Below are 23,223 nucleotides of genomic sequence, written 5' to 3' on the forward strand. Positions count from 1 at the left end.
AGTAATTATCTTGCGTTAGGGTCTTCATACTTCAAGTCCAGCTCTCCATTATCTTTCAGCTCGCTTGGTTCATCCAAGATTTCACCTGTTTCAGTGTCTACATTCATCAAATCATCAAGCAACTGTTGGTCTGTATTGACCGGTTCAGCATCTTTGATTTCGCTAGAACTATAATTCAAATCATCGTTATCGGCAGACATCGCTTCTTGCATTTCTGTAGATAACGGCGCATAGGTCGATAGAATGCTCTTGAGAACAGTTTTACTTGCCATTGCATCAAAATTGTCTACCCAAGGTCCGTAACCTAATTTATATGATTGACTATACCTTGTAGCGTGTTCTTTCACTTGGGCTAGCGTCCAGAAAATCCGCTTTTCAAATCCGTTAGACAATCTGAAATAGGCAAAGTATCCAGCTACTCCTTCCTTTTCGGACTTTTTGTAACCTTTGATGTAGTCAAGTTCTTCAGTAACTTCATCAAATGACTTAAATTGCCCTTCGTAAATTGGACCTGCATTCAGTTTTGTTATTTGACCACTTCTCATAGCTAGTTGGATTAAACCTTTGTAACCCAATTGGAATTGAGCTTCGACAATTCGTTTCTTGCGATTGTTAAAAGGTACTACATAGGCAAAACCAAGACTTGGTTCAATGGGTAAGTTCAAAGAAACTGCCTTGAGTGCAGCAGTCATTACGGAGCTGCTATCTGCTTTAGCCAACATGTCATTCTCACGCAGAATGGATAACATGGTAGTTGCAAATTGGTTTGACCGTTTACCTACTACTTCCTGAAGCCTGTGTTGCACTGCTTCAGATTTAAAGAAATTGCTATGCTGTGTCATTAATTGATTTGTTGTCATTGTTTTTTCTCCTTTCACTACTCATAGCCCATCAACAAATTATCTATCCATTCGTCATAGGCGCTATCCTCGTCTTCGTCTACCTCCCAGATGCTAACTGGTGGGTCTGGTGGTGTGCTTAACCATGTATCGTAATCAAACATCAAAACTCTACCTTTCCGCCAATCTCGGACCAACCAGCCCACTCATCTAGTTTTTTCTGGATAATATGGTGCTTCTGCTGCAATAACAGTCCTCTGACTTCATCGCCTATCCGACCGTATTTTTCTTCGTGATCAGCAATCATTTTTAATTTCTCTTGCATTATCCCTCCTAAAACGGTAATTCTCGTCTACTCTGTGCATTATCTGGATACTTAAAAACATTATTCATCGCACCTTTCATGATTCGGCTGACAAGTGAGCGGTCATACGCCTTCTGCATCTGTTCCCCTGTCAGGTTGGTGTTGATGATGGTTGTATCACGTTCATCCAAGATCTGATAGAGGATATTCTGTTTCCAGTCGTTCGCCTCTTTGACTTCTCTGCCAAATGTCGATTCCTTGCCTAGATCGTCCAGAAAGAGATAGTCAGCTTTTGTGAGCATGTCAATCATCTGCTGGGCACTAGTCCCGTCTTTGTAGCCAAACCCTTCTTGGATACGTTGGAACATCTTCGGTACTGAGATGAACAACACGCTCTTCGGTTCAGAGATTGACCGCCAATCCATATTCAGCTTCCTAGCGATACTGATAGACAGATGGCTCTTCCCGATACCAGGCTTACCTTGGATAATAGCGTTCCCTTTACCTTGATGTTTAAAGTAGAACTCGTTCAGCCTTAAGGCAAACTGTTTTGCTTCTTCCTCGATTCTGTTGGTAATCGTATAGGTCTTGTAAGATGCGTCTTTCAACTCTTTTGGTATCATGCTCTTCTTAGCGAATACGTTATAAGAGCTAGTCCACATCTCAACCTCTAAGGCTTGACCCACCTCTCTCAACTGTTGCTCGTTCATCTTTTCCCTGGTGCATTCAGGGCAACAAGTGATATGCCGTGGCACCGTCTCGTTCTTAACCATGACTTTATGCTTTGTTCGCCATAGATAAACCTGATGTTTCAAACACATCTCGTCTATCACATCATGGACTTCTCCAATCTTCATCCTAACTCCTTCCTAGTAGGGTGGTGGATAGTTTGGATCTGGTGCATCAGTCTCTTTCCTTGTCCAACTCTTCTTAGCAAGTAAATAATCCTGTATCGCTGTGACGGTTTCCAAATTGTTGTGGACGTACCAGTCAAGACAACACCTCTCCACCCAGCGAATTGTTTTCTTATTACGCAATGTCGCTTCTGAGATAGCGAAGTCAATAATCTCAAACGGGTAATCACCCAACATCTTCGTTACGGTTTCAAGTTCAATTGGTGTTAAATCTTTTCCCCAATTTTGTCTAATGGTATAGACAATTTTTTTCAAGGGATTTTGTTCGCTAATATTATTATTTATATTAGATATATTAGTCTTGATAATATTAGTATTGATTCCGTCTAAATTTTGGACTTCTTGAAGTCTATTTTTTAGACTTCCTTCGTCTAAATTTTGGACTTCTTGAAGTCTATTTTTTAGACTTCCGTTGATATATAAGCGATTAGGCTTATTTACTCCCTGTCGAACCTCTTTGAGTAGGTCGAATTCATGTAGCTCTTCCTTCGTTGTCACAACGGTTTGTTTGGAGCATTTTAAGATTTCCATAAATTGTTCGTTGGTAAAATAAACATACACCTTGCCATTTTTATCATACCAACCATTCTTTTCAGACAACCCTCTCCTATCCCATAAGAGCATGTACATCAACATAGCTCTGTGGCTTAATCTGTTGTACGGCTCTTCCAGTAACCATTGCGGAAACTGATAAAACTGGTTATTTCTAACTTCGTCAATGTGCAATAGCTTCCTCCTTCCAATACTCATCCAAGTCAATCCCACGCTGTACCCTAGCGATTTCAAGCGTTGTCTCTGCTTGTTTCACATTGGCTCGCATACCGATTTCTAATTCTTCTTTTGTCTTAGCCATATACAGTCCAAACGGTTCTGTCTTATGACTACCAACTGGATGACCTTTCTTCTTCAAAGCCTCTAGTACGTTTTGTAACATCCGTCTGCCTAGTTTTGTTCGTTCCTGGACTTTCTCAAACTTGATAGGTTTGTCAAATCGGTAAGGCAGGATAACGTTCAATACATTTGCTTCAATCGTCGTCAATTCCGTCATTCCCAAAATCCTTTCTACAACTAATCAAACTTGTCATCACACACCTGCCTGTATCTTAGCGATTTTTAATTCCACAGCAAGGTCGTACGGTGACAAATCGCTGTATTCTTCCCTTACTTTTCCAGTGAAAGAGACAATCTGGTCGATAAGATTTTCTCTTCCGATACCCTCGTTAATGTGCATGTCTGCCCCACTTTCTAGCCGTGCGAGCTGGCACATCATCTGCAAACTTGATTGGCTCCCAGTTCTCCAGTGACTGTTTAACTCTGCTTTTCCAGGCTTGTCTATCAGCTTCAACTGCACGTTCACAAGCCAAGTCAGTCAGTTGTTCCCTAAGTAATTTAGCTTCACGTTCCTTACGTTGCTTTTCCAGTTCCCGCTGTTCCAAAATGCCTGCTACCAAAATCGGCAGTACAAACACTGATACACTTGTAATAGCGTCAAATATAGTTTCTGTCATAATAATCTCCAATTTACACGCATCCACTCAACCACCGCATCTCGTGGAAATCGAGGGTGCGACCCTTTCTTTTCAATCCTTGGAAAATCCTTTAGGTGTGACACCCTCTGGAATTCCGTCTCATTTGCAATACCTAGCAACTTCTTACACTGCTTGCTATTGAGTAGCAAGGGCATTGCTAGTTCTATGTTAAACACCTCAAATACTTCCACCAATCTAACTTTTAGCTGACTGATAAAGCGTGATATGAGGCTTTCAGCAATGTCATCCATCTTGTCAAACCTCGCTTTCGTGTGTTATAATTTAAGTGAATATTTTTGTAAGCCACTGTTCCCGCAGTGGTTTTTTGCGTATCAGGCATAACCTTCTGTAAACACCGCATTACCTTGTTTGTCCAAGTAGCCAACTACTGTATGGCTGTTTGCATAACCACATCGTGGGTTAGCTCTAGGAAACCGCACCACTTCTTGTAAGATGAGCGTTCTTTTTTCGTTGCAGTCGTAGACTGTTAGAAAACCTTGCTCTTTCAGAGAAGTTGTTGTCTTATTGCGCTTTCTTATGAGTTCAATTCCTGACATGCTGCTCTCCTTTCTAGTTTAGTTGGTTCTCCTCTCTGTGCTATAATTGGTATATCAACAAGGAAAGGAGAATAAATATGACTGAAATTCATGCTTGCCTTTGTGGCAAATGGGTCAATCTGTCAGCGGATGCCTCTTGTAAAATGGGAACACACATGACGAGTCCGAATATTTGGTGGGAAGAAAATGCAGAACTCTACGCACCAATTACCAAGACTGTCGCTGATACCATGTATCAGCAAGATTATGTTTATGTCCACTATCAAGGTGCTGACTATCGTATTCACCCAATATTCATTCAAGTTGTTCACAAATAACGTTCTAAACGTTCTGTGATAACTTTCAAATCAAAGTCGTCCAGTCCCAGCTGGTCGGCTTTTTCATTCAGTCGAACTTCTACAGCACGATTTAATTCATGCCATTCGCGCTTAGTAAATTTCTTTCTAAACTCAAGAAATTGTTGTACATCCTTGTCCATCCCTTCCTCCTTTCTAGTTTGGTTGCTCCTCTCTGTGCTATAATTGGTATATCAACAAGGGAAGGAGGTGAAGTTATGAAACCATATATTATTTGTTATGACTTAAACATCCCGAATCAAAGATATGAAGATTTATATAAGGCGATTGAATCGTTAGGCGCATATTGTAAGCTTCAAAAATCTGTGTGGATTATCAAGACATCTAAGGAACCCGTCCAAATATATGAAATCCTCGCAAAGGCCATCGATAAGAACGACGATATTTTCATAGCGGAATTGACAGATAATTACTATGGATGGTCTCATAAAGACAACTGGGAGTTCCTTTCTAATCACATTTTTTAGCAGGAAAACCGTAATGTAGCCTTTCTGATAGAATTTCGTCATTCTTCATCAGATATGCAAATCCTTTAGGGTCTATCGTTACCGCGATAGGTCCTTTTTTCTTTCCTTGATACGGATACCGTTTTGGTCTCATGGTTTTCTCCTTTCTGGTTTGTTAGTTGGGTAGTTTCCGTTCGGGAACACTATCTTCAAAAAAAATTCCTAATTCATCTCTCGAAAAACCAAGAATTGAAGCAATGTTTGCGAATTCATTGACACCTATATCTACTAAGCCATTTTCACGCTTAGCATACAGTGCACGGTCTTTCCAGCCCATTCGATTCGCTACCTCATCTTGAGTTAGACCTTTTGCTATACGTTCTGCTTTTAGACGTTTTAAATTTATTTTCATCCGTACTCCTTTCTTGATAACTTTTATCGTTCCCGTTTTGGAACAATTTCAGTATATACCCTTCGTTCCATTTTGTCAACACTTTTTTGCAAAAAAAATAAAAATATTATTTTTTTGCTTTTATTTGTGTTTTTTTGGGAACAGTGTTATAATGTAATCAAATTTAAAAAGGAGCAAAATTATGAGGACCAATGAAGAAATAATCCAAATACTAATGGATAAATTGGGAGAAAAAAATATCTCAATGAGTGAATTGGCCCGCCGGACAGGAATCGCCAAATCCACATTATCGAGATATTTTAATAAAACAAGAGAATTTCCACTAAACCGTGCCGATACTTTCGCAAAAGTATTAGGTATTACAACTGAGTATTTACTTGGTATGGAAGTGACTCCCACAAATCAACCCACCCCCACAATCGACTTCAAGGAAATGGCAGCCGAGTCCATGTCTTATGACGGTATGCCTCTCAATGATGAGGATATCGACCTCATTGCCTCTATCCTTGAAACTCGCATGAAAAACAGAGATAAGGAATAATTGCCTATGATGACACCAGAATCAGTCTGCGCAGAGCGTGGCATTGATTTGGTCTATTTTGACGGTAGAGATACGGACAAGAAAGGCATATACAACAAGCGTGCGAATATGATTGCGGTTGACGCCTATTTGGATGAAATCCAACACAAGAAAGTCATCTACCACGAAATGGGCCATGAAGACCACGACCCAGCACAATATGACCGAAGACGTGAACAGTATGAATTACAAGCGGATAGGAATATGATCCATTATCTAGTCAAAGAAGAATTGGCCTTGATGGACGATGTCAGAGAATTTAATTACGTTCGCTTTATGGAAAAATACAACTTAAAAACCATAGCTGACGAAGCTATGGTCAAAGAAGAATTTTATAGTTTAGCTGAAATAATTTAAAGGAGGATATACATGGGAAGCGGACGAACAAATGCTGAAATTGCTCAATACACGGCTGAGGTTATTGCAGACTTAGAAGAATACCTTCATTTTCTAACAAGGCAAGGAGATCCAGATGATAAACGAGCTGATAAAATAGACCAATGGATTGAAAGTTGGACAAAATATTTAAAACAAGAAAAAAGATTTAATCCAAGAAGTCTTCCAGCCTTTGACAGAGGGAGTGTCATTTATGTAGATTTAGGTTTTAATGTCGGTTCCGAGTATGGTGGTGTTCACTATGCTATTGTCCTCAACAAAAAAGATTCAAGAAATAATCATCTTCTACACATATTACCACTTACTTCAATTAAGGAGACAACCGATTTAAACAACCTGAAATATTATCAACTTCCTTTGTACAACGAAATACATCGATTACTTATACAAAAAGCACAAAATAATATCAACACTATAAATAATCAAAAGATTATTTTCCAAGAAAAACAAAATTCTATACAAGACAAACTAATCGAATTAGAAAGCTTAATCAACGAACAAGTAGTATCTAATAGAGCAGACTCAAGGGTTGAGAAATATCTCGAAAAAGAGTTACTTCTTGTTGAAAAAGAACAAAAAGACATAAAAACAATGCTAGATGCTATAACAGAACAGGGAGAATACCTAGAAAAATTAGTTGATAAAATTCAAAATCTAAAAAGTGGGAGTATCGCTCTTTTAAATCAGGTAACCACTATCAGCAAAATGCGACTTCTAGACCCTATTAATAAATACTCTTTATTAACGGATGTAACATTACCAGCTGAAACACTAGATATAATTGATAATGCTCTAAAAAATATTTTATAATAAAAACTGTTGACATAAACGATGATAAAGGTTATAATTATTTCATAAGGTCGCTTGACGACAAAATAATTGACTTAGTCCCTTGAGGACAATCTAACCCCTACTCATCGAGTAAGGGGTTTTCTTTTTGCTAATAATCTCTAACAAAAAAATCCCCACACTCTCCGCCGACCAAAGCTTGAGTGTAGGGTATCTCGTGTAGTAAAACCTGCTTTGCAGTAGGTCTCTTTACTATACCCATTTTATCAAATTAGAAAGGGTAAATCAATGGCATATTTTAGAAAAAGAGATAACGGATGGGAATACCGTATCAGCTATAAAGCTCCAGACGGCTCATATAAGCAGAAATCTAAGTCTGGCTTTAGGACTAAGTCTGATGCCGTGCAAGCAGCCTCACAGGCTGAAATTGAGCTGTCCAATGGCATTGTCGAAGATAAGGATATCACCCTTGCTGAGTACTTTGAAAAATGGATGAAGGTCCATAAGAAACCACACGTCGACCCAGAAACTTACCGGAAATATGAATTTAACCTAAAAATCATCAAAGAGTATTACCAAAATACTAAGCTATCCAAAATCACGGCAACCATGCACCAGGAAGTCCTCAATAAGCTAGCAGATAGATATGTCAAATACACGGTCAAACTGTTTAATTCCCAGATTAGGTCAGCAATTAAGGTTGCCTTGCATCAAGGAACGTTAAAAAAAGACTTTACACAATTAGCTAAAATTTTTTCAAACGTTGAATCTAAGGATGAAGGTGAGAAATACTTGGAGCTCAACGAATACAGCGACCTCTTACTAGATTGTAGGCGGACCATTAAATACCAGAGCCACTTCTTTATTTATACAATAGGCAAGACCGGGTTACGCTTTTCAGAAGCGACCGGGCTAACTAAATTCATCGTAGACCGTCAAAACATGTGCCTACATATCCGAAAAACTTATAAAGTCCATGGCAGAAAGAAAGGTTGGGGACCTACTAAGAATCCTCAATCAGAACGAGACGTACCGATTGACCACGAATGGCTAGAAGCTTACGATGAATACATGGAAGTTGGCTATATTGATAATCCAGAAAAACGATTATTTACCAAGGTATCCAGTACCGCAGCTAACAAAGCGCTACAAAAGAAAACTAGGCCTACTTTTACCATTCACGGACTTAGGCATACCTATGTTAGCTTTTTAATCTACAACGACCTAGATATTGTAACGATATCGAAATTGGTTGGTCATAAAGATACGACAGAAACATTAAAAACATACGCCCACCTTTTTGAAGAAAAACAAATCCAAAATTTTGATAAAGTTAGAAATCTTTTTGAAAAATTTGGGGCGAATTTAGGGCGACAAAGTTAAAAACCCTTGTGTGTCAAGGGTTTTCGGCGTTATATTATCCACCCTGAGGGAATCGAACCCCCATCTCAAGAACCGGAATCTTACGTGATATCCATTACACTAAGGGTGGAAAGGAAAAACTTGCGCAAGGCAAGTTTTTAATCGAATTACAATTCAATGTCACCGAAAAGGTCTGCCATTGAGAAACCAGTTTGTGTTTCTGGCAATTCGAAGTCACGTTTTTCTTCGCGTTTTTGACGACGTGGACGTGGTGCACGTTTTTCAGCTTTTTCTTCGCCTTCAGCTGCTGCTGGACGCTCTTCCAAAGCCTTAATAGAAAGTGATACACGCTCATCAGCTGCATTCACTTCAAGAACTTTAACAGTAACTTCTTGACCTACTGACAAAGCATCTTTTGGATTTTCAACACGTTTGTGTGAAATTTGTGAGATGTGTACCAAACCATCGATACCTGGCAATACTTCAACGAAAGCACCGAAGTCAGTCAAACGTTTCACTTTACCTTCAATCACATCACCAGCTGCCAATTTTTGCTCAACGCCGTCCCACGGACCAGGCTGTGTAGCTTTCAATGACAATGATACGCGACCTTCAACTTCGTCGATAGCAAGAACTTTAACTTCAACTTCTTCACCAACAGTAACTGCTGATTTAGGAGATACGTTACGCTCATGTGACAATTCAGTTAAGTGAACCAAACCATCAACACCACCAAGGTCGATGAAAGCACCGAAGCTAGTGATACGAGCAACTTTACCAGTTACAACTTCACCTACTGACAACTTACCAAATACTTCTGCACGTGCTGCTGCTGCTGATTCTTCAACAACGTCACGTCGTGACAAGATGAAGCGGTTTTCTGCTGGATCAACTTCTTTGATTTTAGCATCAAATTCTTGACCTACAAAGCGCTCAGTGTTACGAGTGAAACGGCTATCGATCATTGAAGCTGGGATAAATCCACGAAGACCTTCAAATTCAACTGCAAGACCGCCTTTAACGGCACGAGTAACTTTAACTGTAACAACTTCGTCTTCACGACCAACAAGCTTGTCCCATGCTTTACGTGCTTCCAAACGTTTCTTAGAAACAAGATATGTAACAGTGTCAGTATCTTTCCCTACTACTTGACGAAGCACAAGCAATTCAAGTGTTTCACCAACTTTAACAAGGTCGTTGATATCAGCATCACGGTCGTTTGTCAACTCACGAAGAGTCAATACGCCTTCTACACCAGTACCTGAGATAGCTACATTCGCTTGACCAGCATCAACTGTCAATACTTCAGCAGTTACGACATCACCAGGTGTAACTTCGCTTACACTGTTCAACAAATCTTCAAATTCGTTCATTATAAATAAACCTCCGACAATCGGGCCTCCCGACCCAACATAAAATATATTTTATTAAGGCACACGCAAGGACAACAACAATATGGACATCTTTGACGAATTAGGATAAACCTAATACCTTGACTGGGGTAGCTGGATTCGAACCAACGCATGAGGGAGTCAAAGTCCCTTGCCTTACCGCTTGGCGATACCCCAAAATACACCACTAAGATAACGTTCTGAAATGAACTCGGGCTAAACGCTGTGTAAAAAAGATAAGTTGCCTAGCAAATCAGGATTTGCTGTCAACTTCCTATTTTTACTGTGCGTTTGACGCCCTTAGTATCTTAGATATGGAGAGAGAGGGATTCGAACCCCCGAACCCGAAGGAGCGGATTTACAGTCCGCCACGTTTAGCCTCTTCGCTATCTCTCCGCGCACTAACATTCACTATTCTACCATAGAATAGTGATAATTACAAGTCTTCTAATTGCTTAAATTGTAATTTTCAATAATATTTGCTACTGCTGATTCCAAAGATTTATAAAAACTATCAACAGCTCCGTTTTTTACCACTGCAAGATTTTTTTCTTCAAATTCAGCAATCTCACCGATAACTTTTTTTCCGATAACCAAACGATAGCCTGAAAATTCTTCTTTATTGACCACAACCTTGCTATCTTCTAGTTGGATTTCAATTTTTTTATCTTTTTTACTCATTTTAAAACCTCACTTTTACTATTCTACAAAAAAATAGAAGAGCATGCAAGTGCAAGCGCTCCTATTATACTATTTGTTCGGATTTACATTTTTTACTATGATAAACAATTATTTTTTACCTTCTCGATACAATTGCTTTGTCTTGTAGCCTTGTTCTAAAATATCAACCATTTCAGCCAGACGCTTGTTCTACGTGGCCTCTGTCTTGGCTGAGTAAACATACCTGGCCCAATCTCGTTGATAGCCTGGCGTTAAACTCTGATAAAAGCTCAATTCTTTTGGATGATGTTCCAAAAACCCCTCAATGTCTGCGACCTTATCCAGATAATCGCCTACTCTGGCTGACGATCGACTGCTTGACTGGACCTTTGTTTCTGGTTGGAATTTGACTGCCACCATGGTGTAGTTGTCATCAAGCGCTACCATTCGATTGAACTTGTAGGCTGTGCCCTTGATATAGCCATCCTCATCAGTAACTTCTAGATAGGGAAAAATGTGATCTCGATGAATGGGAGCGTGCCCTAGCTTGTTTTTATTTTTGGGATAGAAGAGATAAAGCTAACCATTTTCAACTAGAAGATGTTGTGCAGATGCCTGCAAAATTATGTTCTTCATCTCCTCTAAGCTATAAACGTAGGCTAGCCCAAGCTCAAGTTTCTCCGCTACTTCTGTCGGAAAGCCATAGCCATCAAAAGCAGTTTCTTCCTCCTGCGCTGGTTTCATCATAGCCACATCTGTGAACTTATCCAACTTTAGCTTTTTCAATAAGGTTTCATCCATGATTTTACTCCCCTTTTTGACGGTGGTATTCAATAGATTTGACCAGAATTTCCTCTAGAACTTCCATATCAATGTCTGCCAATTTATTAACATAGACACAACCAACTGCTGCCTTATGCTTGCCCAAACGGTCCAATAGCTCCTGGCGTCCAGGCAGATTTTGATCAATATAAAGACTAATCTTGGCCTGTCTGGCCGCAAAAGCGAGAATGGGTGAATCTCCTTCCGTCCCAGTATCATACTTATAATGGTAGCAACCAAAGCCAATAATGCTGGGATACCAAACGACAGCTTCCTCCTGGCTGATGCGCTGGTGCAATTCTAGTAATTTGTAGGCATCTTCCTGCTTACGGACTGTTTTCAATTCTGCAAACAATTCATGGACCGACTGTCCAGTAGGGGAAAATTTTGACATAGATTTCCTTTCTGATGAGTGGCTCTAATAATATCCAAGGATTATAAAATTTAGTTACAACATTTCCCTAGTTTTATATCCAAGTGTACGTAGACTATCTTGCATCTATTTTCTCATTAATATCTTGTTTTATTTTTGATAGTACAATTGATTTTAAAACTAAATTCTATCCAATATTTGGAATTAAAGAGTGTTTTTGAAAAGGTATCTTGGTCTTCAATTCCAATTTTTCTAAATAATCACATAATTTTTCAGAAAAAATATACTGATCAATCCGATTATCCTCCAAAAAGGAAAATTGAATATACTCTCCAATAAGTAAAGCTTTGATATTCTTAAACTCTATAGAACTGAAATCCATTATAGTTTCTTTTATGAAGTCATTATATTTCATACTCTCTTCCCATTCTATACAATAATTTTTCTTTTATTATATCACATTTCACATCTACTCATTTCCCTTTCACTCCACTTTCAGGGGCAATCATTTAAACGATTTAAAGGTAGTTACGTTTCTATTCCCCAAAACTCCTTGTCAATGGAAACAAACACGTACCCAAAGGGTAAATGGGAATAGAATTGGATAATTTCTAGCTATCACTTCTACTCCCTCTAAAAATTTTCTCACTCTGATACTTCCCCACCCTAAGCTAAAAAGCCTTGTCTCCAAGGCTTTTCAATATGCTTTCATTCAAAGGTTTCTAGGCTTTCACCAGCAGAGCGACTACCTCATAAGGAGGATTGATGGTAAAAACAATCACATTCCGCTTTCGCATCCCTCTCTTTTTAACTTCGGACACCAGAAAAGACGATAGATTTTGGGGTATGATACTCCATTTCTATCGCCTTATATCTTTGAATTCAGTTTTATTCAGTTTTATTAAGCTTCGTTCACCTCGACCAATCTGAATGTCGGAGAAGCATATAAAATTGTATTCCCTTACTAGCTGAAAAACCTTTCTTTTTTCCTTAGAAGTTTAATTATTATTACAAGGGAAATAACCACCTCTAAAACATATACCCCTATCAATACTATAGGCAGAATTTGAACTTCTGCAAGGCTACCGCTGAGCAATATGTAATCCCAAAGAGAATGGAAAATTATAGGGAACAGTATTTTTCGTGTGTCCAAATACATAGCTCCTAAGAACACTCCCATAACAAAGGTTGAGACAAGTTGTCCCATTAGCTCGGAGACTGATAGACCTCCTATAACATTTATTAAATGTAATGCACAAAATAGCACTGAAGACAGCAGTATGGCAAGAGCCGGATTCATCTTCTTCGCCATTGCACCAAGCAATATCCCTCTGTACATGCCTTCTTCAGCTATTCCAATCAAAGCAGTATCTATTATCAATATAACAAATGCTAAATCCGGACTAAATCCTCTGACAATTGAATATAGTCCAAACCCTACTACAGGGATGAACAAAAGTGCTGAAAATACATAGCTCGGCTTGCTTTCTGAGTTCAAGGTTAATTCATTTTTATTTTTTATGCCGTAGTACAAAACCAATATCGCTAATATAAACATAAACGGCAAAAACTTCCTGCTGAACTCCGTTGAATTATATGGAGTATTTAAGAAATGATTACTGATAAAAAGTCCTATTCCCATTATAATCATATACGCTGTTAATAAAATATAGTTCTTCTTCATATACAACCTCCTGCTTTCATCTATCAAAAAGTACTCCAAGTATTTGCTTGAAGTGCTTTGATTTTGCCTCTAAGTCCACTACAATATAGAGATAGCTATATGTAAGCCATTCTAATTCATCTGACTAATCAATTATTCTTTCTATGGTTCTTACCAATCAATCCAAGCAACATAAGCAAAGCAACAACGCCTGTCACCAAGTAAAAACTAATGTTGGAGCTATCTCCGGTTTCCGGAGCTTTATATTTCTTAACTACCGTAGGAACATTTGCAGGAGGATTAGTTTTGTTATCCTTATCATTTTTAACAGAAAGCTTTATAACGGCTTCACCCTCATCCAAATCTTTTACATTAACTTTTACAGGTTCCTTATTTAAAACATATCCGTTAGGAGCCTTTGTTTCAACCAATATATACTCTTTGTCATAATCCAGCTCATCAATTATAGCCTTACCGTCAGCCCCTGTTGTCACAGTTTTTATAGGTTTACCTGAGCAGAGCCGACTTTTACCAAGAATAAATCAAATGTTGCATTTGCCAATCCCATATTACTTTTCAATATCTTCTTTCTGAAATTTTCTAATCATACCTTTACCATCCAATCTGTTCCATTCTATTAATAATAAATAGTTTTTGCAAGCAGTAACATTAGTCCTGTCCAATACAGAACTAAATCCTTTCAATAATTATTTGTCCAACTTTTTGGGGTCAGTACATTCTAAATCTTTTCTTTTTTATTTGTATCAGAGCGTAAAAATTCTAGCACGTCCTGATAAATAGTTTCTTTATCTCTTTCATTAAGTATTTCATGTCTCATACCTTTATAAAGCTTGCTTTTAATGTTTTTATATCCAAGACTTTTTAAGAATCCTTCTAAACCCTTAAACTTTTCGTTTCCTTGAATAACAGGATCATCTTCTCCAGCTATTAAAAATATTGGTAAAGCAGTGTTTTTTGGTCTCCAGTCTTTGCCATTGTACGCTGATTTTAATAATTTAAAAAGATTGATAAATGCATTTGTAGTAAATATAAAACCACAAAGCGGATCTGCATCGTATTCCTTGACTGTGTCTGGATTAGCGCAAATCCAATCTAGCTGGCTTTCATATCCCTTGCTATATTGACCGGCTGATAAAGAATTAAAAAATTTATTGGGCTTATATTTGCCATAAAAAACACTGCTTATTTTTGCTAAAAATACTGCAAATCCCGCTAATTTATTCTCAGTTGGTGGCCCACATAAAACTATTTTATCAAGCTCGTAATCGTATTTCTTTAAATAATTTCTAGAAACAAGAGTGCCCATGCTATGACTAAATATTGAAATACTTAACGAAGGATATCTTTCTTTTAAGTATTCTGTCACTTGATAAGCATCGTCAACAATAACAGAGCTGTCCTCTGTATAAAAATATCCTAAGTGAGATGAGTCTTTAACGCTAGCTCCGTGACCTCTATGGTCATGAATCGCACAGACATAACCGTTTTGAGCTAAGTAATTCATAAAATCGTAGTATCTTTCTTTATGTTCTGACATTCCATGAACTAACTGAACAATTCCAATAGGATTAGAGCTTGGCTCTATAATAGCAAGTTCGAGCTCCAGTCCATCTCGCTTAGATTTAATTTTTTTAGTAATCATAATTTCACCTACTATCTAATTACAATATAATTATTAATACACTTCGTTTACGCTCGTGACATCAATACTACACTCTCCACATGTGTAGTCTGGTCCTTGAGAATACAATTTTTTATCCTCGTCACTGTTTTGAGGACACAATTTATCTGTTTCTAGTTTAGCATTTTTACGTTTACTTTTAAATTGTTTACCATCCTTGTTTTGAGTTTCACCTGTTTTGAATATTATGGTTAACATTGCAGGATCAATTTCTCCGTCGCTATTAACTCCACCTACAATAATTTTCTCAACAATACTTTCAAAAACTGCACGATCAAACTCCGTAAACATTTTCTGTGAAGATAGCAAGTGCTTAAACTCAGTTAGTCTTTTCTTTACATCGATTTCTGATTTTAAGGTTGTTTCAATATTTACCTTCTCTTCTGCTAGAAACTCTTTTTCTGAGGAAATTTCATTGTACTTTTCATTGTATATGGTATCGCTAATTTTCCCTTTGAGCCTTAGATTTACAAGATTTTCCTCTTTTTTTAGTAATGTTCGAAGTTTGTTTGTAATCCTTTTTAATTCCTTGCTAAGGCTATTGTCATTCAATTCAGATTCAATCGTTTCAAGTAAGTCTGTCATTAAGTTTTCATTTGAATGATAAAGTTGTCTGTAAGCTTCCATGAAAGCCCCCTCAATAGCGAGCTCTTCTAATCCTTTACTATGCTTACAAAATTTCTTTCCTTTCTTTATCGATGTAACACAGTGCCACACAACCTTACGATAATCTGAACGGCAGTGCCAACTTCTTCTAGATAATATTGAACCACAAAAACCACATTCTAACATGCTACTAAAAGCATACATTTTTGAATAGCGTTCACGCTTACCATTTACATTTGCAGCAGTCTTCTTATTTCCTGCTCGACGCAGTCTAATCTCCTGAGCTTTCTCAAAGTCTTCTTTAGATATTATAGGTTCATGATTATCTTTGATGTAGTACTTATCTTCTTCACCAAAATTACTTAAACGTCTCTTGCTTATTGGATCCACTGTAAAAGTTTTGCCCATTAGAATATCGCCTTTATATTTTTCATTCTTTATGATTCCTATACTTTATATTCATAAAGTGTGTGCTCTGCGAGGCTGTCGGCAGTGCCGACCAAAACCATAAAACCTTTAAGACCTTTCTTTTTTTTACGAGAAAAAAGAAACAAAAAAACCTGCCCTCTGCCACCTCAGCAAAGGGGGGTTTTGCTCTCGTGCTCGTTTAAAAATCAGCAAGGGACAGGTAGTATTTTTTGAGAAGATCACTCAAAAAATCTCCACCTTTAAACCCTTGCCAATTTTTATTTTGTCCGTTTTGTCTAGCTTACCGAAAGCCAGACTCAGCAAGAATAAAATTTTTATTGTCTTTCGGTTTTCTAGTGTAACGGACAAAACCACTCAAAATAAAAAAGATACAAGAGAGGTCTCTCGTATCTTTTATTCAGCAATCGCGCCCTTTAATGGAACAAAAAGATTTGAATTCCTGTTATAAAAAAAGGATCAATTTTGAACTCTCTCCCAAAGTTGATCCCTTAACGATTTAGAAATCCCTTTGAGAATGTTTATATACATTCAAGGTAACCAGCCAACTAATGACAATGATTCCTGAAAAAAGTAATAACAAATTACTATACAGATAAGTTGACTGATCAACTTCCATAGGTAACAACCTTTGATCAAGTAAGGGTATGGATAATAAACCACCTACAATTGCAATACCTGTTCCCTCTGATAAAAAGCTGGTAAAGTTAAGCAAACTCATTCCAGCACCAGCTTCCTGCTGTTTCAAGCTACTTGAAACAATTGTTGATATAACTGTTTTGGTGAACGAAAGCCCACCTAAAACAAATACGATTATAATTGTCATGAACCATGATGTTGTTTCTAAAAGAAAGGAAGCAGTTAAAAAGCTAACAGAAAGAAATGTAACTCCGATGTTTAACACGTATAAAGGACCTCTTCTATCAACAAGTATCCCACCAATGTAGCCGAAAATAATGACACTCATTGTTCCAGGGAAAATAATTACACTTCCGATTTCGGCAGTACTTAGCTGGTGAACATCTTTCATCATATAAGGAACCATAGAGACAAACCCTGCTACTGTTCCAAATATAATTCCCCCACAAAGAACTCCAATCATAAAAGGTATATTTTTCCCTAATCCGGGATCAACAAAAGGATCTGTTACTTTCCTGATATGTTTTACAAATATCAGGAATGACAGCACGCTAACGATAAGAAAAGAAATGCTATATGATGTTGTAAACAACATAAAAAATACAATGCCTACAGACATTAGTATAATTCCTTTGATATCAAAATGACCTTTTATCCTTACTTCTTTCTTTAATAATTTCATAAGAAACGGAACAGTGATAATTGTTATCATAGGAATGAGTAGAAGATAGGACCAATGAATATAATGGGCTATCATTCCACCAATAGCTGGACCGATACCTTCTCCCATAGCTACTATGGAGCCAATAAGACCAAACGCTTTACCCCTATTTTCCTTTGGAATATAGCGCGCAACTACAACCATCACGAGTGCTGGAAATGCAGCTGCACCAGCTCCTTGAATAAATCGAGCCAGAATAAGTATGGGAAAAAAAGAATGTCCAACAAACCCAATTACCGACCCGAAACAATTTATTATAATTCCAAATAGGAGTAACCTTTTGATGCCTAATTGATCAGATAGCTTTCCATATAGAGCTGTTCCAATAGAAAAGGTTAACATAAAGGCTGTGTTCACCCAGCTTGTACTCGCCGGTGATTTATTAAAATCATTTGCAATATCAGGTAATGAGACGTTCAAAACCATTTCATTTAATACGCTAAAAAAAGATAAAATGCAAAGCCAAATTAAAATTTGGTTGTGTCGTAAAAATGATACGCTTCCCTCTTTTAATTGAACCCTGTTACATTCATTACACTTCATAATTAATTCCTCCTAAACTTGATTAAAACATTTTACCACATATAAACTAAGTTTTAAATTCAGTATTTCATCACTTATACAACAATATGGCCCGTTTGTTGAACTACTCTTTAATAAAATAATTTTTCCGTTCCCAATTCCACATTGCAATAATAGAAAATCCATCTTCATCGGCTTTTTCGTCATCATCTGTATGAATCAAATCGCCTTCTTCTGTGTCATCAAGGTTTAATTTTTTATGTATTTCTTTTAACAAACCACCATAGGAGATTAACCTTTTACGGTGTAAACCTTCCTCCAAATCAGACAAACGTTTCAAATTCTTTTCTTCATCATCGGTCATAAAATCCGTATCCTTTACAGGATATTTTGCAGTTTCGTCAATTGCCGATTGTATATCCGATTTATATTTATTTTTCGGTCGAATCATTTGAACTTTTACATTTGGATCATAGTCTAATTTCATTGCCTTTTTCCAAAATTGAATCCATTTCTAGCAATTCATTTTCAGCAAAAGAAACAGGCTTATTTTGAGGGTTATATTTCTTTTTCAATAAGCTATACATATCTTTTATGCTGTTTTTATCAACACCTAAAATTAATCTAACAGCTTCTTCTTCAATAAATCTATTATGCTGCTAAATAGTTTATAGGACAAATAAGTATAACAAAATAACCCACCCGAATATCGTTTTTTTTATTTGGTGAGTTTGTTCTTTCAAATACGAAACAAAAAGAGCCGATGATTCGTGAATTGTTCCACAATTTCATCGGCTCTGCGTCTTAAGCGTCTGGCTCTTTGATGACAGTTATCTTCAAGTTGTCAACTTTAATCAAGCTTTCTTGTCTGCATTTTGGACAATAAAGGGGATAATTCTCCAAAACAGTGTCCTTCCTAATTTTATTACGGGTTTTGCTCCCACAAACAGGACACAATATCCATTCGCATTTCATCATAATTAGTCTCTAATCCTTTCAAATCTCATTTTATATGACTTTTGCAAGCTGTTAAGCTAACTTGTGGAACATATGCCGAACCTTATCTATACGGCTATTCGGGCGGCGGGGTTGGCAAATAAATTTACCAATAGCTGGCTGGTATCCTTTTAACTCTGTCAAGCAGACTCCCTGCCCATTTGTGAAATTAGTTAAATCGTTCCTGTATTCTTGAATACATCTAGCAGGGATTTCTCCTTTCAGAATGACCTCGTCATTCTTTATCTGAGTACTTACAATATCTGCACAATACCTTGGAGCATCATGATACGCCCGTGAGAGATATTCCTGCGGTGCATAAATTTCAAAGTGGAGATATGGCTCTAATAGTTCTGTCCCTGCTTTTTTTAAAGCCTGCTCCAATACGATAGGGGAAAGCAGCCGAAAGTCTGCGGGGGTACTTACAGGACTATAATACAATCCATATTCAAAACAGATTTTACAGTCTGTCACTTTCCATCCATACAGCCCCTGCTCGCAGCCATAAAGAACCCCCTCCATAACCGCATTTTGGAACGATTGATTTAAATATCCAAGTGAAACTCTGCTTTCATACTGCACTCCGCTTCCAATAGGGAGCGGCTCTATGGACAACCCGACAGAAGCCCAGAAAGGATTTGGCGGGACTTCTATGTGGATGGTATATTCTGCTTTTCTAAGCGGTCTTTCCAGATAAATAACCGAAGGCTCTTTCATAGCCACGCCCACATGATATTTTTCTTCTAATAGCGAACAAATAACTTCTAACTGTACTTTTCCCAAAAAAGATAACATAATCTCATGTGTAACAGTATCAATGTCAAAATGCAAAAGAGGGTCTGTATCAGCAATCTCTGCGAGGGCATTTAACAGGGCTTCCCTTTGCTCCGGCTTTTGCGGCTCTACCGTTGTCCGAAGTAATGGCATGGGATTATCAATCCGTGTTTTATGAGGCAGGAGTTTTTCATTTCCTAGAATGTCGTTCAGTTTCAAAGTATCATCAGCTAAAATAACAATTTCTCCCGGATAAGCGGTGTCTGTCCGAACAATTTCCCCTTTGGATGGAATACGCATCTCTGTGATTTTCAGCTTTTCTCTCCCGGCCAGGGCCACCGTATCCCGCAGGCACAGCGTTCCGCTGTATAGCCGTAGATAGACACGCCGCTGGCCGCAATCTGTATACTCCACCTTGAAAACGCTGCCGCATAGGGCGGCGCTCCCCTGTTCCCCAATCGGTTGGAACAGCCCTGTCACCGCATCCATCAACGGTTGAATGCCAAGGCCCTTTTTGGCGCTGCCATAATAGACCGGGAACAGGGAGGCGTCTTGAACCCGCCGCTGTTCCTCCCGCACAAGTTTTTCCCGGCTGATTGGTTCTCCTGCGATATACTTTTCCAATAATTTATCGTTATTTTCGATGACTGCATCCCATGCTTCTATGTCGGTATTTTCCTCCAGGACTATTTCCGGGGACAGCGACACCGTCTGCTTGATGATAATATCGGCGGAGAGCTTATCCCGAACAGACTGAACCACGCTCTGCAAATCAACGCCAGCCTGGTCGATCTTGTTGATAAAGATAACGGTGGGAATGTTCATTTTCCGCAGGGCATGGAACAGAATACGGGTCTGGGCCTGCACGCCATCTTTAGCGGAGATCACCAAGATGGCCCCATCTAAAACAGCCAAAGAGCGGTACACCTCCGCCAAAAAATCCATATGGCCTGGCGTATCTATAATGTTGACTTTTACATCCTCCCACTGAAAAGATGTCACTGCTGTCTGGATAGTGATTCCCCTTTGACGCTCCAAATTCATTGTATCTGTCCTTGTTGTGCCTTCATCTACGCTCCCTAGTTCTGCAATTGCACCACTGGTATACAATAAACTTTCCGTTAATGTTGTCTTTCCTGCGTCAACGTGAGCCAGAATGCCTAAGTTAATTATTTTCATGTGATTTTCCTCCTATCAACACCCAAAAAAGGGCATAAAAATACCCAGTGATAAATACTCCTATCACTGGGTAAATAACTCCAATAGCCCCAAAACACTTATATGTTTTCGGGCATATAAAATTACATGATAAAAGTATTCTTTAACTGGGTACAAAAAACTAAGCCCCATATTAAAAGTGAAACGGGACTGCTACTTTTTGTTCCCACTATCAAATTGACAGTTTATTTAAGAATACCTTGCCGCATATTTATTAACTCCTTGTATAATACTGAATCTAATTATATTCCTTAACCCTTTATTTGTCAAGCTGACAAACTAAAGCAGAAAAAGCGGCAGGATTTCCCCCTGCCACTAATCATCTGTTTATGCAAAAATAATTTCCTTTTCCACAATCTCCCTCGCACAAGCCCTTATGTTATTGAGGCATCCTGTCCATTCTAAGGCGTTTTCTGCCTTTACTGTTCCGTTATGCCCTGTGCCTGTTTCATACCCTCTATGAGCCTTTCAAAGCGTTCCTGTGCCTGTCTGTCAATGTCGGCAAGGTAAGCGTTAAGTCTGCCGCTTGTAAGAAGATTGGTGTATGTAACTTTGCAGTGATGCTTCAGATAATCCAAATGCCGCTGTCCCCAGATGCCTATCGGCTGTTCTTCTTCGGCGGGTACAGTTAAGCACGGTATTAAATAATCGCCTTGCCTTTCGTATTTACCGCCCATTTCCTCAAAAATTGTCTTTGCCATTGTCTGTTACCTCCACATTCTTTTTTATTTTGAATGTCCGCAAAATCCGTCCTACATCTGAGGGCCTCCAGGGAACGTCTAAATGGTGGACAGCTTTCATGCGAGACTGGACGTTTAATCCTGTTCCCCCTTTTTCTGTCGAAGCCATGAGAATCCGCACTTCTCCGCTATTGACCTTTCTAGACAATGAGTTTTTCTTCTCATCAGTATTGGCATCATGGACAAAGGCAATTTCTTCTTTTGGTATCCCTCGATCGACCAACAAGTTCTTAAGTTCATTGTAAACATCAAACCCTTCTTCCTTACTTTTAGGTGTTCCAATATCTGAGAAAATCATCTGAGTAGCCTTTTCTCCAGCTCCTTCACGGTAAATCCGCTCGACATTATCGACCACTTGAAGGATTTTCTGATTATCTGATAAATTATAAGCAGGGTCAATCAACCGCATATCAATGGCTAGTTTTCTGGCTTCACCTGTGATTTTAAGCATGTTATCTCTACTTGGATCAACACTACCTGACTTGATAGCGTCTGAACGCTCTACCAGTTCTTCTAAATAGTATTTCTGAGCTTGCGTTAACTCGCTTTCCACCGCAATAATCTTAGCTTCAGGTACAGGTAAATCAAGCATTTCTGAAGTCTGAATATCAGCTGTTTCCTTGTAAATTCGCATGAGTTCAGGAAGGTTGACAAATTTCTTGAACCGTTTCTTAGGTTGGTATTTATCACCTGTCGGGGCTAGTTCCATAGAGTTTTCGATATTCCCAAAAGCCCCAACCCATGAGTCAAAATTGGATACCTGATATCGTTCCAAAACATCGGGCTGAATGTAATTCATCATGGTGAAAAGTTCACTGATGGAGTTAGAAACTGGTGTTCCTGTCGCAAAAACGACATTTCTATCGCCATGCTCTGCCTGAACCTGTCTCACCTTCATTTCCATGTCTACGTTCTTTTTTGAAGTGGTATTGGTGATACCCGCGACATTCCCAAGTCCAGTGATTGGTCGGATATTCTTGAAGTGATGAGCCTCATCCACAAAGAGAAAATCAATGCCAAGATTTTCAAATTCAATAAAGGTATCTCGCTCTAGTTTTTGGAGTTCTTCCAACTGGTGTTCCAATCCCTTAATCGAACGTTCCGCTTCTTTCACCGTGTAATCACTGTCACTTCCTAGCTTGATTTCTCGGAGTTGCTCAAGTTTGTCATTGATATAGGTAACCTGCTTCTCTCGGCTCAAAGGATCTAGGATTTTACCACCTGTAAAACCATCTCTTTCCAACTTATCCCACATCTGACGGATAAGGGCAGGGTCTGTGTAATAGGCTGTCAGAGAGGACTGTTTCATATCTGAATACTCTTTATCTGTGACTAAACCTTTCAGTTCTTCTCGTTCCTTAGAAAATTTTGGATTATAGTCATCAAAGAAATCATTGGCAAGTCCACCCCAGCCCACATACTTGGCAAGGAGTTCTTGTTCACTTAATGAAGCATTGCGGTGCTCTACTTCTAGATTTTTTACCAA

29 protein-coding genes, 3 tRNA genes and 3 pseudogenes are annotated in these 23,223 nt (G+C 38.4%); 6 read left to right on the plus strand and 29 right to left on the minus strand.

Features of this window, described 5'->3' with window-relative positions; genetic code table 11:
• Nucleotides 1-5 precede the first annotated feature (5 nt).
• The 8 genes from ACVC7T_RS03840 to ACVC7T_RS03875 form a co-directional block, all read right to left on the minus strand.
• Nucleotides 6-860: a recombinase RecT gene (locus tag ACVC7T_RS03840; RefSeq protein WP_447262510.1), complete on the minus strand. Its 855-nt coding sequence runs from the start codon at nt 858-860 to the stop codon at nt 6-8.
• 142 nt (nt 861-1,002) lie between these two features.
• Nucleotides 1,003-1,164, minus strand: coding sequence for a hypothetical protein (locus ACVC7T_RS03845; protein ID WP_153308583.1), 162 nt, complete (start codon nt 1,162-1,164; stop codon nt 1,003-1,005).
• Nucleotides 1,165-1,172: 8 nt separating this feature from the next.
• Nucleotides 1,173-2,000 (minus strand): ATP-binding protein, encoded by an 828-nt coding sequence (locus tag ACVC7T_RS03850; protein ID WP_447262511.1) that lies wholly within the window; start codon nt 1,998-2,000, stop codon nt 1,173-1,175.
• A 12-nt stretch (nt 2,001-2,012) separates the two neighbouring features.
• The gene (locus ACVC7T_RS03855; protein ID WP_447262512.1) at nt 2,013-2,783 is read right to left on the minus strand and encodes a replication initiator protein A; all 771 of its coding nucleotides are present in this window, start codon (nt 2,781-2,783) and stop codon (nt 2,013-2,015) included.
• Nucleotides 2,773-3,105 carry a hypothetical protein gene (locus ACVC7T_RS03860; RefSeq protein ID WP_447262513.1) on the minus strand — a complete coding sequence of 111 codons (333 nt, stop codon included), beginning with the start codon at nt 3,103-3,105 and terminating at the stop codon, nt 2,773-2,775. The genes ACVC7T_RS03855 and ACVC7T_RS03860 overlap by 11 nt, the downstream gene beginning before the upstream one ends.
• Before the next feature lie 36 nt (nt 3,106-3,141).
• On the minus strand, nt 3,142-3,288 hold the full coding sequence (locus ACVC7T_RS03865; protein WP_447262514.1) for a hypothetical protein: 147 nt from the start codon (nt 3,286-3,288) through the stop codon (nt 3,142-3,144).
• On the minus strand, nt 3,278-3,565 hold the full coding sequence (locus ACVC7T_RS03870; protein ID WP_447262515.1) for a hypothetical protein: 288 nt from the start codon (nt 3,563-3,565) through the stop codon (nt 3,278-3,280). The genes ACVC7T_RS03865 and ACVC7T_RS03870 overlap by 11 nt, the downstream gene beginning before the upstream one ends.
• A 353-nt stretch (nt 3,566-3,918) precedes the next feature.
• Nucleotides 3,919-4,143 (minus strand): hypothetical protein, encoded by a 225-nt coding sequence (locus ACVC7T_RS03875; protein WP_447262516.1) that lies wholly within the window; start codon nt 4,141-4,143, stop codon nt 3,919-3,921.
• Between the two features lie 77 nt (nt 4,144-4,220).
• Here ACVC7T_RS03875 and ACVC7T_RS03880 point away from each other — a divergent pair, with 77 nt between their 5' ends.
• On the plus strand, nt 4,221-4,460 hold the full coding sequence (locus tag ACVC7T_RS03880; RefSeq protein WP_248019288.1) for a hypothetical protein: 240 nt from the start codon (nt 4,221-4,223) through the stop codon (nt 4,458-4,460).
• Here the strand turns inward: ACVC7T_RS03880 and ACVC7T_RS03885 are convergent.
• Complete coding sequence (locus ACVC7T_RS03885; RefSeq protein ID WP_447262517.1) at nt 4,451-4,621, minus strand: hypothetical protein; 171 nt, start codon at nt 4,619-4,621, stop codon at nt 4,451-4,453. The two genes, ACVC7T_RS03880 and ACVC7T_RS03885, sit on opposite strands and share 10 nt — an antisense overlap.
• Nucleotides 4,622-4,696: 75 nt before the next feature.
• Here ACVC7T_RS03885 and cas2 point away from each other — a divergent pair, with 75 nt between their 5' ends.
• The gene (cas2, locus tag ACVC7T_RS03890) at nt 4,697-4,966 is read left to right on the plus strand and encodes a CRISPR-associated endonuclease Cas2 (protein ID WP_044767818.1); all 270 of its coding nucleotides are present in this window, start codon (nt 4,697-4,699) and stop codon (nt 4,964-4,966) included.
• A 154-nt stretch (nt 4,967-5,120) separates the two neighbouring features.
• On the opposite strand, the gene ACVC7T_RS03895 is transcribed toward cas2, so the two are convergent.
• Entirely contained in the window at nt 5,121-5,357 is a 237-nt protein-coding gene (locus ACVC7T_RS03895) for a helix-turn-helix domain-containing protein (RefSeq protein ID WP_125265727.1), read from the minus strand.
• A gap of 181 nt (nt 5,358-5,538) precedes the next feature.
• On the opposite strand from ACVC7T_RS03895, the gene ACVC7T_RS03900 reads away from it, so the two are divergent.
• The 4 genes from ACVC7T_RS03900 (at nt 5,539) to ACVC7T_RS03915 (ending at nt 8,505) form a co-directional block, all read left to right on the plus strand.
• A complete protein-coding gene (locus tag ACVC7T_RS03900) occupies nt 5,539-5,898 on the plus strand; it encodes a helix-turn-helix domain-containing protein (protein WP_447262518.1) in 360 nt (119 codons plus the stop codon).
• A gap of 6 nt (nt 5,899-5,904) precedes the next feature.
• The gene (locus ACVC7T_RS03905; protein ID WP_447262519.1) at nt 5,905-6,294 is read left to right on the plus strand and encodes an ImmA/IrrE family metallo-endopeptidase; all 390 of its coding nucleotides are present in this window, start codon (nt 5,905-5,907) and stop codon (nt 6,292-6,294) included.
• Nucleotides 6,295-6,306: 12 nt separating this feature from the next.
• Nucleotides 6,307-7,143 carry a type II toxin-antitoxin system PemK/MazF family toxin gene (locus tag ACVC7T_RS03910; protein ID WP_447262520.1) on the plus strand — a complete coding sequence of 279 codons (837 nt, stop codon included), beginning with the start codon at nt 6,307-6,309 and terminating at the stop codon, nt 7,141-7,143.
• A 267-nt stretch (nt 7,144-7,410) separates the two neighbouring features.
• Nucleotides 7,411-8,505, plus strand: a complete 1,095-nt coding sequence (locus ACVC7T_RS03915; RefSeq protein ID WP_447262521.1) for a tyrosine-type recombinase/integrase — start codon at nt 7,411-7,413, stop codon at nt 8,503-8,505.
• Between the two features lie 37 nt (nt 8,506-8,542).
• On the opposite strand, the gene ACVC7T_RS03920 is transcribed toward ACVC7T_RS03915, so the two are convergent.
• The 19 genes and pseudogenes from ACVC7T_RS03920 to ACVC7T_RS04010 form a co-directional block, all read right to left on the minus strand.
• Nucleotides 8,543-8,614: transfer RNA gene (locus tag ACVC7T_RS03920), tRNA-Arg, on the minus strand.
• 37 nt (nt 8,615-8,651) lie between these two features.
• The gene (rpsA, locus tag ACVC7T_RS03925) at nt 8,652-9,857 is read right to left on the minus strand and encodes a 30S ribosomal protein S1 (protein WP_105111014.1); all 1,206 of its coding nucleotides are present in this window, start codon (nt 9,855-9,857) and stop codon (nt 8,652-8,654) included.
• A 123-nt stretch (nt 9,858-9,980) separates the two neighbouring features.
• Nucleotides 9,981-10,052 (minus strand) — tRNA-Gln (locus ACVC7T_RS03930).
• Between the two features lie 138 nt (nt 10,053-10,190).
• Nucleotides 10,191-10,271 (minus strand) — tRNA-Tyr (locus ACVC7T_RS03935).
• 51 nt (nt 10,272-10,322) lie between these two features.
• Nucleotides 10,323-10,556: a DUF2969 domain-containing protein gene (locus ACVC7T_RS03940; RefSeq protein WP_105111013.1), complete on the minus strand. Its 234-nt coding sequence runs from the start codon at nt 10,554-10,556 to the stop codon at nt 10,323-10,325.
• 189 nt (nt 10,557-10,745) lie between these two features.
• Entirely contained in the window at nt 10,746-10,982 is a 237-nt protein-coding gene (locus tag ACVC7T_RS03945) for a YdeI/OmpD-associated family protein (RefSeq protein WP_238140782.1), read from the minus strand.
• A gap of 132 nt (nt 10,983-11,114) precedes the next feature.
• Nucleotides 11,115-11,336, minus strand: a complete 222-nt coding sequence (locus ACVC7T_RS03950; RefSeq protein WP_238140783.1) for a hypothetical protein — start codon at nt 11,334-11,336, stop codon at nt 11,115-11,117.
• 4 nt (nt 11,337-11,340) lie between these two features.
• Nucleotides 11,341-11,751 (minus strand): DUF1801 domain-containing protein, encoded by a 411-nt coding sequence (locus ACVC7T_RS03955; RefSeq protein WP_105111011.1) that lies wholly within the window; start codon nt 11,749-11,751, stop codon nt 11,341-11,343.
• Between the two features lie 166 nt (nt 11,752-11,917).
• On the minus strand, nt 11,918-12,145 hold the full coding sequence (locus ACVC7T_RS03960) for a hypothetical protein (protein ID WP_153056059.1): 228 nt from the start codon (nt 12,143-12,145) through the stop codon (nt 11,918-11,920).
• Nucleotides 12,146-12,694: 549 nt separating this feature from the next.
• Nucleotides 12,695-13,414: a CPBP family intramembrane glutamic endopeptidase gene (locus tag ACVC7T_RS03965; protein ID WP_447262522.1), complete on the minus strand. Its 720-nt coding sequence runs from the start codon at nt 13,412-13,414 to the stop codon at nt 12,695-12,697.
• Nucleotides 13,415-13,542: 128 nt separating this feature from the next.
• Nucleotides 13,543-13,932: a prealbumin-like fold domain-containing protein gene (locus tag ACVC7T_RS03970; protein WP_105123377.1), complete on the minus strand. Its 390-nt coding sequence runs from the start codon at nt 13,930-13,932 to the stop codon at nt 13,543-13,545.
• A gap of 200 nt (nt 13,933-14,132) precedes the next feature.
• Nucleotides 14,133-15,056: an alpha/beta fold hydrolase gene (locus tag ACVC7T_RS03975; protein ID WP_105111008.1), complete on the minus strand. Its 924-nt coding sequence runs from the start codon at nt 15,054-15,056 to the stop codon at nt 14,133-14,135.
• Between the two features lie 33 nt (nt 15,057-15,089).
• Nucleotides 15,090-16,151 (minus strand): annotated as a pseudogene (locus ACVC7T_RS03980) (recombinase family protein); the annotation flags it as partial.
• A 475-nt stretch (nt 16,152-16,626) separates the two neighbouring features.
• Nucleotides 16,627-18,030, minus strand: a complete 1,404-nt coding sequence (gene tet(L) / locus ACVC7T_RS03985) for a tetracycline efflux MFS transporter Tet(L) (RefSeq protein WP_105160878.1) — start codon at nt 18,028-18,030, stop codon at nt 16,627-16,629.
• A 103-nt stretch (nt 18,031-18,133) separates the two neighbouring features.
• Nucleotides 18,134-18,517: a protein rep gene (locus ACVC7T_RS03990; RefSeq protein WP_269089472.1), complete on the minus strand. Its 384-nt coding sequence runs from the start codon at nt 18,515-18,517 to the stop codon at nt 18,134-18,136.
• A gap of 280 nt (nt 18,518-18,797) precedes the next feature.
• Nucleotides 18,798-18,987, minus strand: a pseudogene (locus ACVC7T_RS03995) (cysteine-rich KTR domain-containing protein).
• A 51-nt stretch (nt 18,988-19,038) separates the two neighbouring features.
• The gene (gene tet(O/W/32/O) / locus ACVC7T_RS04000) at nt 19,039-20,958 is read right to left on the minus strand and encodes a tetracycline resistance ribosomal protection mosaic protein Tet(O/W/32/O) (protein WP_394734122.1); all 1,920 of its coding nucleotides are present in this window, start codon (nt 20,956-20,958) and stop codon (nt 19,039-19,041) included.
• A 366-nt stretch (nt 20,959-21,324) separates the two neighbouring features.
• A pseudogene (locus tag ACVC7T_RS04005) lies at nt 21,325-21,698 on the minus strand (TnpV protein).
• Nucleotides 21,679-23,223 (minus strand): SNF2-related protein (locus ACVC7T_RS04010; RefSeq protein ID WP_447262523.1); only part of this gene is annotated, 1,545 nt, incomplete at its 5' end. The pseudogene ACVC7T_RS04005 and the gene ACVC7T_RS04010, both read right to left, overlap by 20 nt.

Source organism: Streptococcus sp. P25B114 (genome assembly GCF_053010325.1).

Bases quoted from the DNA above. Each gene is read 5' to 3' on its own strand.
- ACVC7T_RS03840 (WP_447262510.1), bottom strand. From the start codon at position 860: ATGACAACAAATCAATTAATGACACAGCATAGCAATTTCTTTAAATCT.
- ACVC7T_RS03845 (WP_153308583.1), bottom strand. From the start codon at position 1,164: ATGCAAGAGAAATTAAAAATGATTGCTGATCACGAAGAAAAATACGGT.
- ACVC7T_RS03850 (WP_447262511.1), bottom strand. From the start codon at position 2,000: ATGAAGATTGGAGAAGTCCATGATGTGATAGACGAGATGTGTTTGAAA.
- ACVC7T_RS03860 (WP_447262513.1), bottom strand. From the start codon at position 3,105: ATGACGGAATTGACGACGATTGAAGCAAATGTATTGAACGTTATCCTG.
- ACVC7T_RS03865 (WP_447262514.1), bottom strand. From the start codon at position 3,288: ATGCACATTAACGAGGGTATCGGAAGAGAAAATCTTATCGACCAGATT.
- ACVC7T_RS03870 (WP_447262515.1), bottom strand. From the start codon at position 3,565: ATGACAGAAACTATATTTGACGCTATTACAAGTGTATCAGTGTTTGTA.
- ACVC7T_RS03875 (WP_447262516.1), bottom strand. From the start codon at position 4,143: ATGTCAGGAATTGAACTCATAAGAAAGCGCAATAAGACAACAACTTCT.
- ACVC7T_RS03880 (WP_248019288.1), top strand. From the start codon at position 4,221: ATGACTGAAATTCATGCTTGCCTTTGTGGCAAATGGGTCAATCTGTCA.
- ACVC7T_RS03885 (WP_447262517.1), bottom strand. From the start codon at position 4,621: ATGGACAAGGATGTACAACAATTTCTTGAGTTTAGAAAGAAATTTACT.
- cas2 (WP_044767818.1), top strand. From the start codon at position 4,697: ATGAAACCATATATTATTTGTTATGACTTAAACATCCCGAATCAAAGA.
- ACVC7T_RS03895 (WP_125265727.1), bottom strand. From the start codon at position 5,357: ATGAAAATAAATTTAAAACGTCTAAAAGCAGAACGTATAGCAAAAGGT.
- ACVC7T_RS03900 (WP_447262518.1), top strand. From the start codon at position 5,539: ATGAGGACCAATGAAGAAATAATCCAAATACTAATGGATAAATTGGGA.
- ACVC7T_RS03905 (WP_447262519.1), top strand. From the start codon at position 5,905: ATGATGACACCAGAATCAGTCTGCGCAGAGCGTGGCATTGATTTGGTC.
- ACVC7T_RS03910 (WP_447262520.1), top strand. From the start codon at position 6,307: ATGGGAAGCGGACGAACAAATGCTGAAATTGCTCAATACACGGCTGAG.
- ACVC7T_RS03915 (WP_447262521.1), top strand. From the start codon at position 7,411: ATGGCATATTTTAGAAAAAGAGATAACGGATGGGAATACCGTATCAGC.
- rpsA (WP_105111014.1), bottom strand. From the start codon at position 9,857: ATGAACGAATTTGAAGATTTGTTGAACAGTGTAAGCGAAGTTACACCT.
- ACVC7T_RS03940 (WP_105111013.1), bottom strand. From the start codon at position 10,556: ATGAGTAAAAAAGATAAAAAAATTGAAATCCAACTAGAAGATAGCAAG.
- ACVC7T_RS03945 (WP_238140782.1), bottom strand. From the start codon at position 10,982: ATGGTAGCGCTTGATGACAACTACACCATGGTGGCAGTCAAATTCCAA.
- ACVC7T_RS03950 (WP_238140783.1), bottom strand. From the start codon at position 11,336: ATGGATGAAACCTTATTGAAAAAGCTAAAGTTGGATAAGTTCACAGAT.
- ACVC7T_RS03955 (WP_105111011.1), bottom strand. From the start codon at position 11,751: ATGTCAAAATTTTCCCCTACTGGACAGTCGGTCCATGAATTGTTTGCA.
- ACVC7T_RS03960 (WP_153056059.1), bottom strand. From the start codon at position 12,145: ATGAAATATAATGACTTCATAAAAGAAACTATAATGGATTTCAGTTCT.
- ACVC7T_RS03965 (WP_447262522.1), bottom strand. From the start codon at position 13,414: ATGAAGAAGAACTATATTTTATTAACAGCGTATATGATTATAATGGGA.
- ACVC7T_RS03975 (WP_105111008.1), bottom strand. From the start codon at position 15,056: ATGATTACTAAAAAAATTAAATCTAAGCGAGATGGACTGGAGCTCGAA.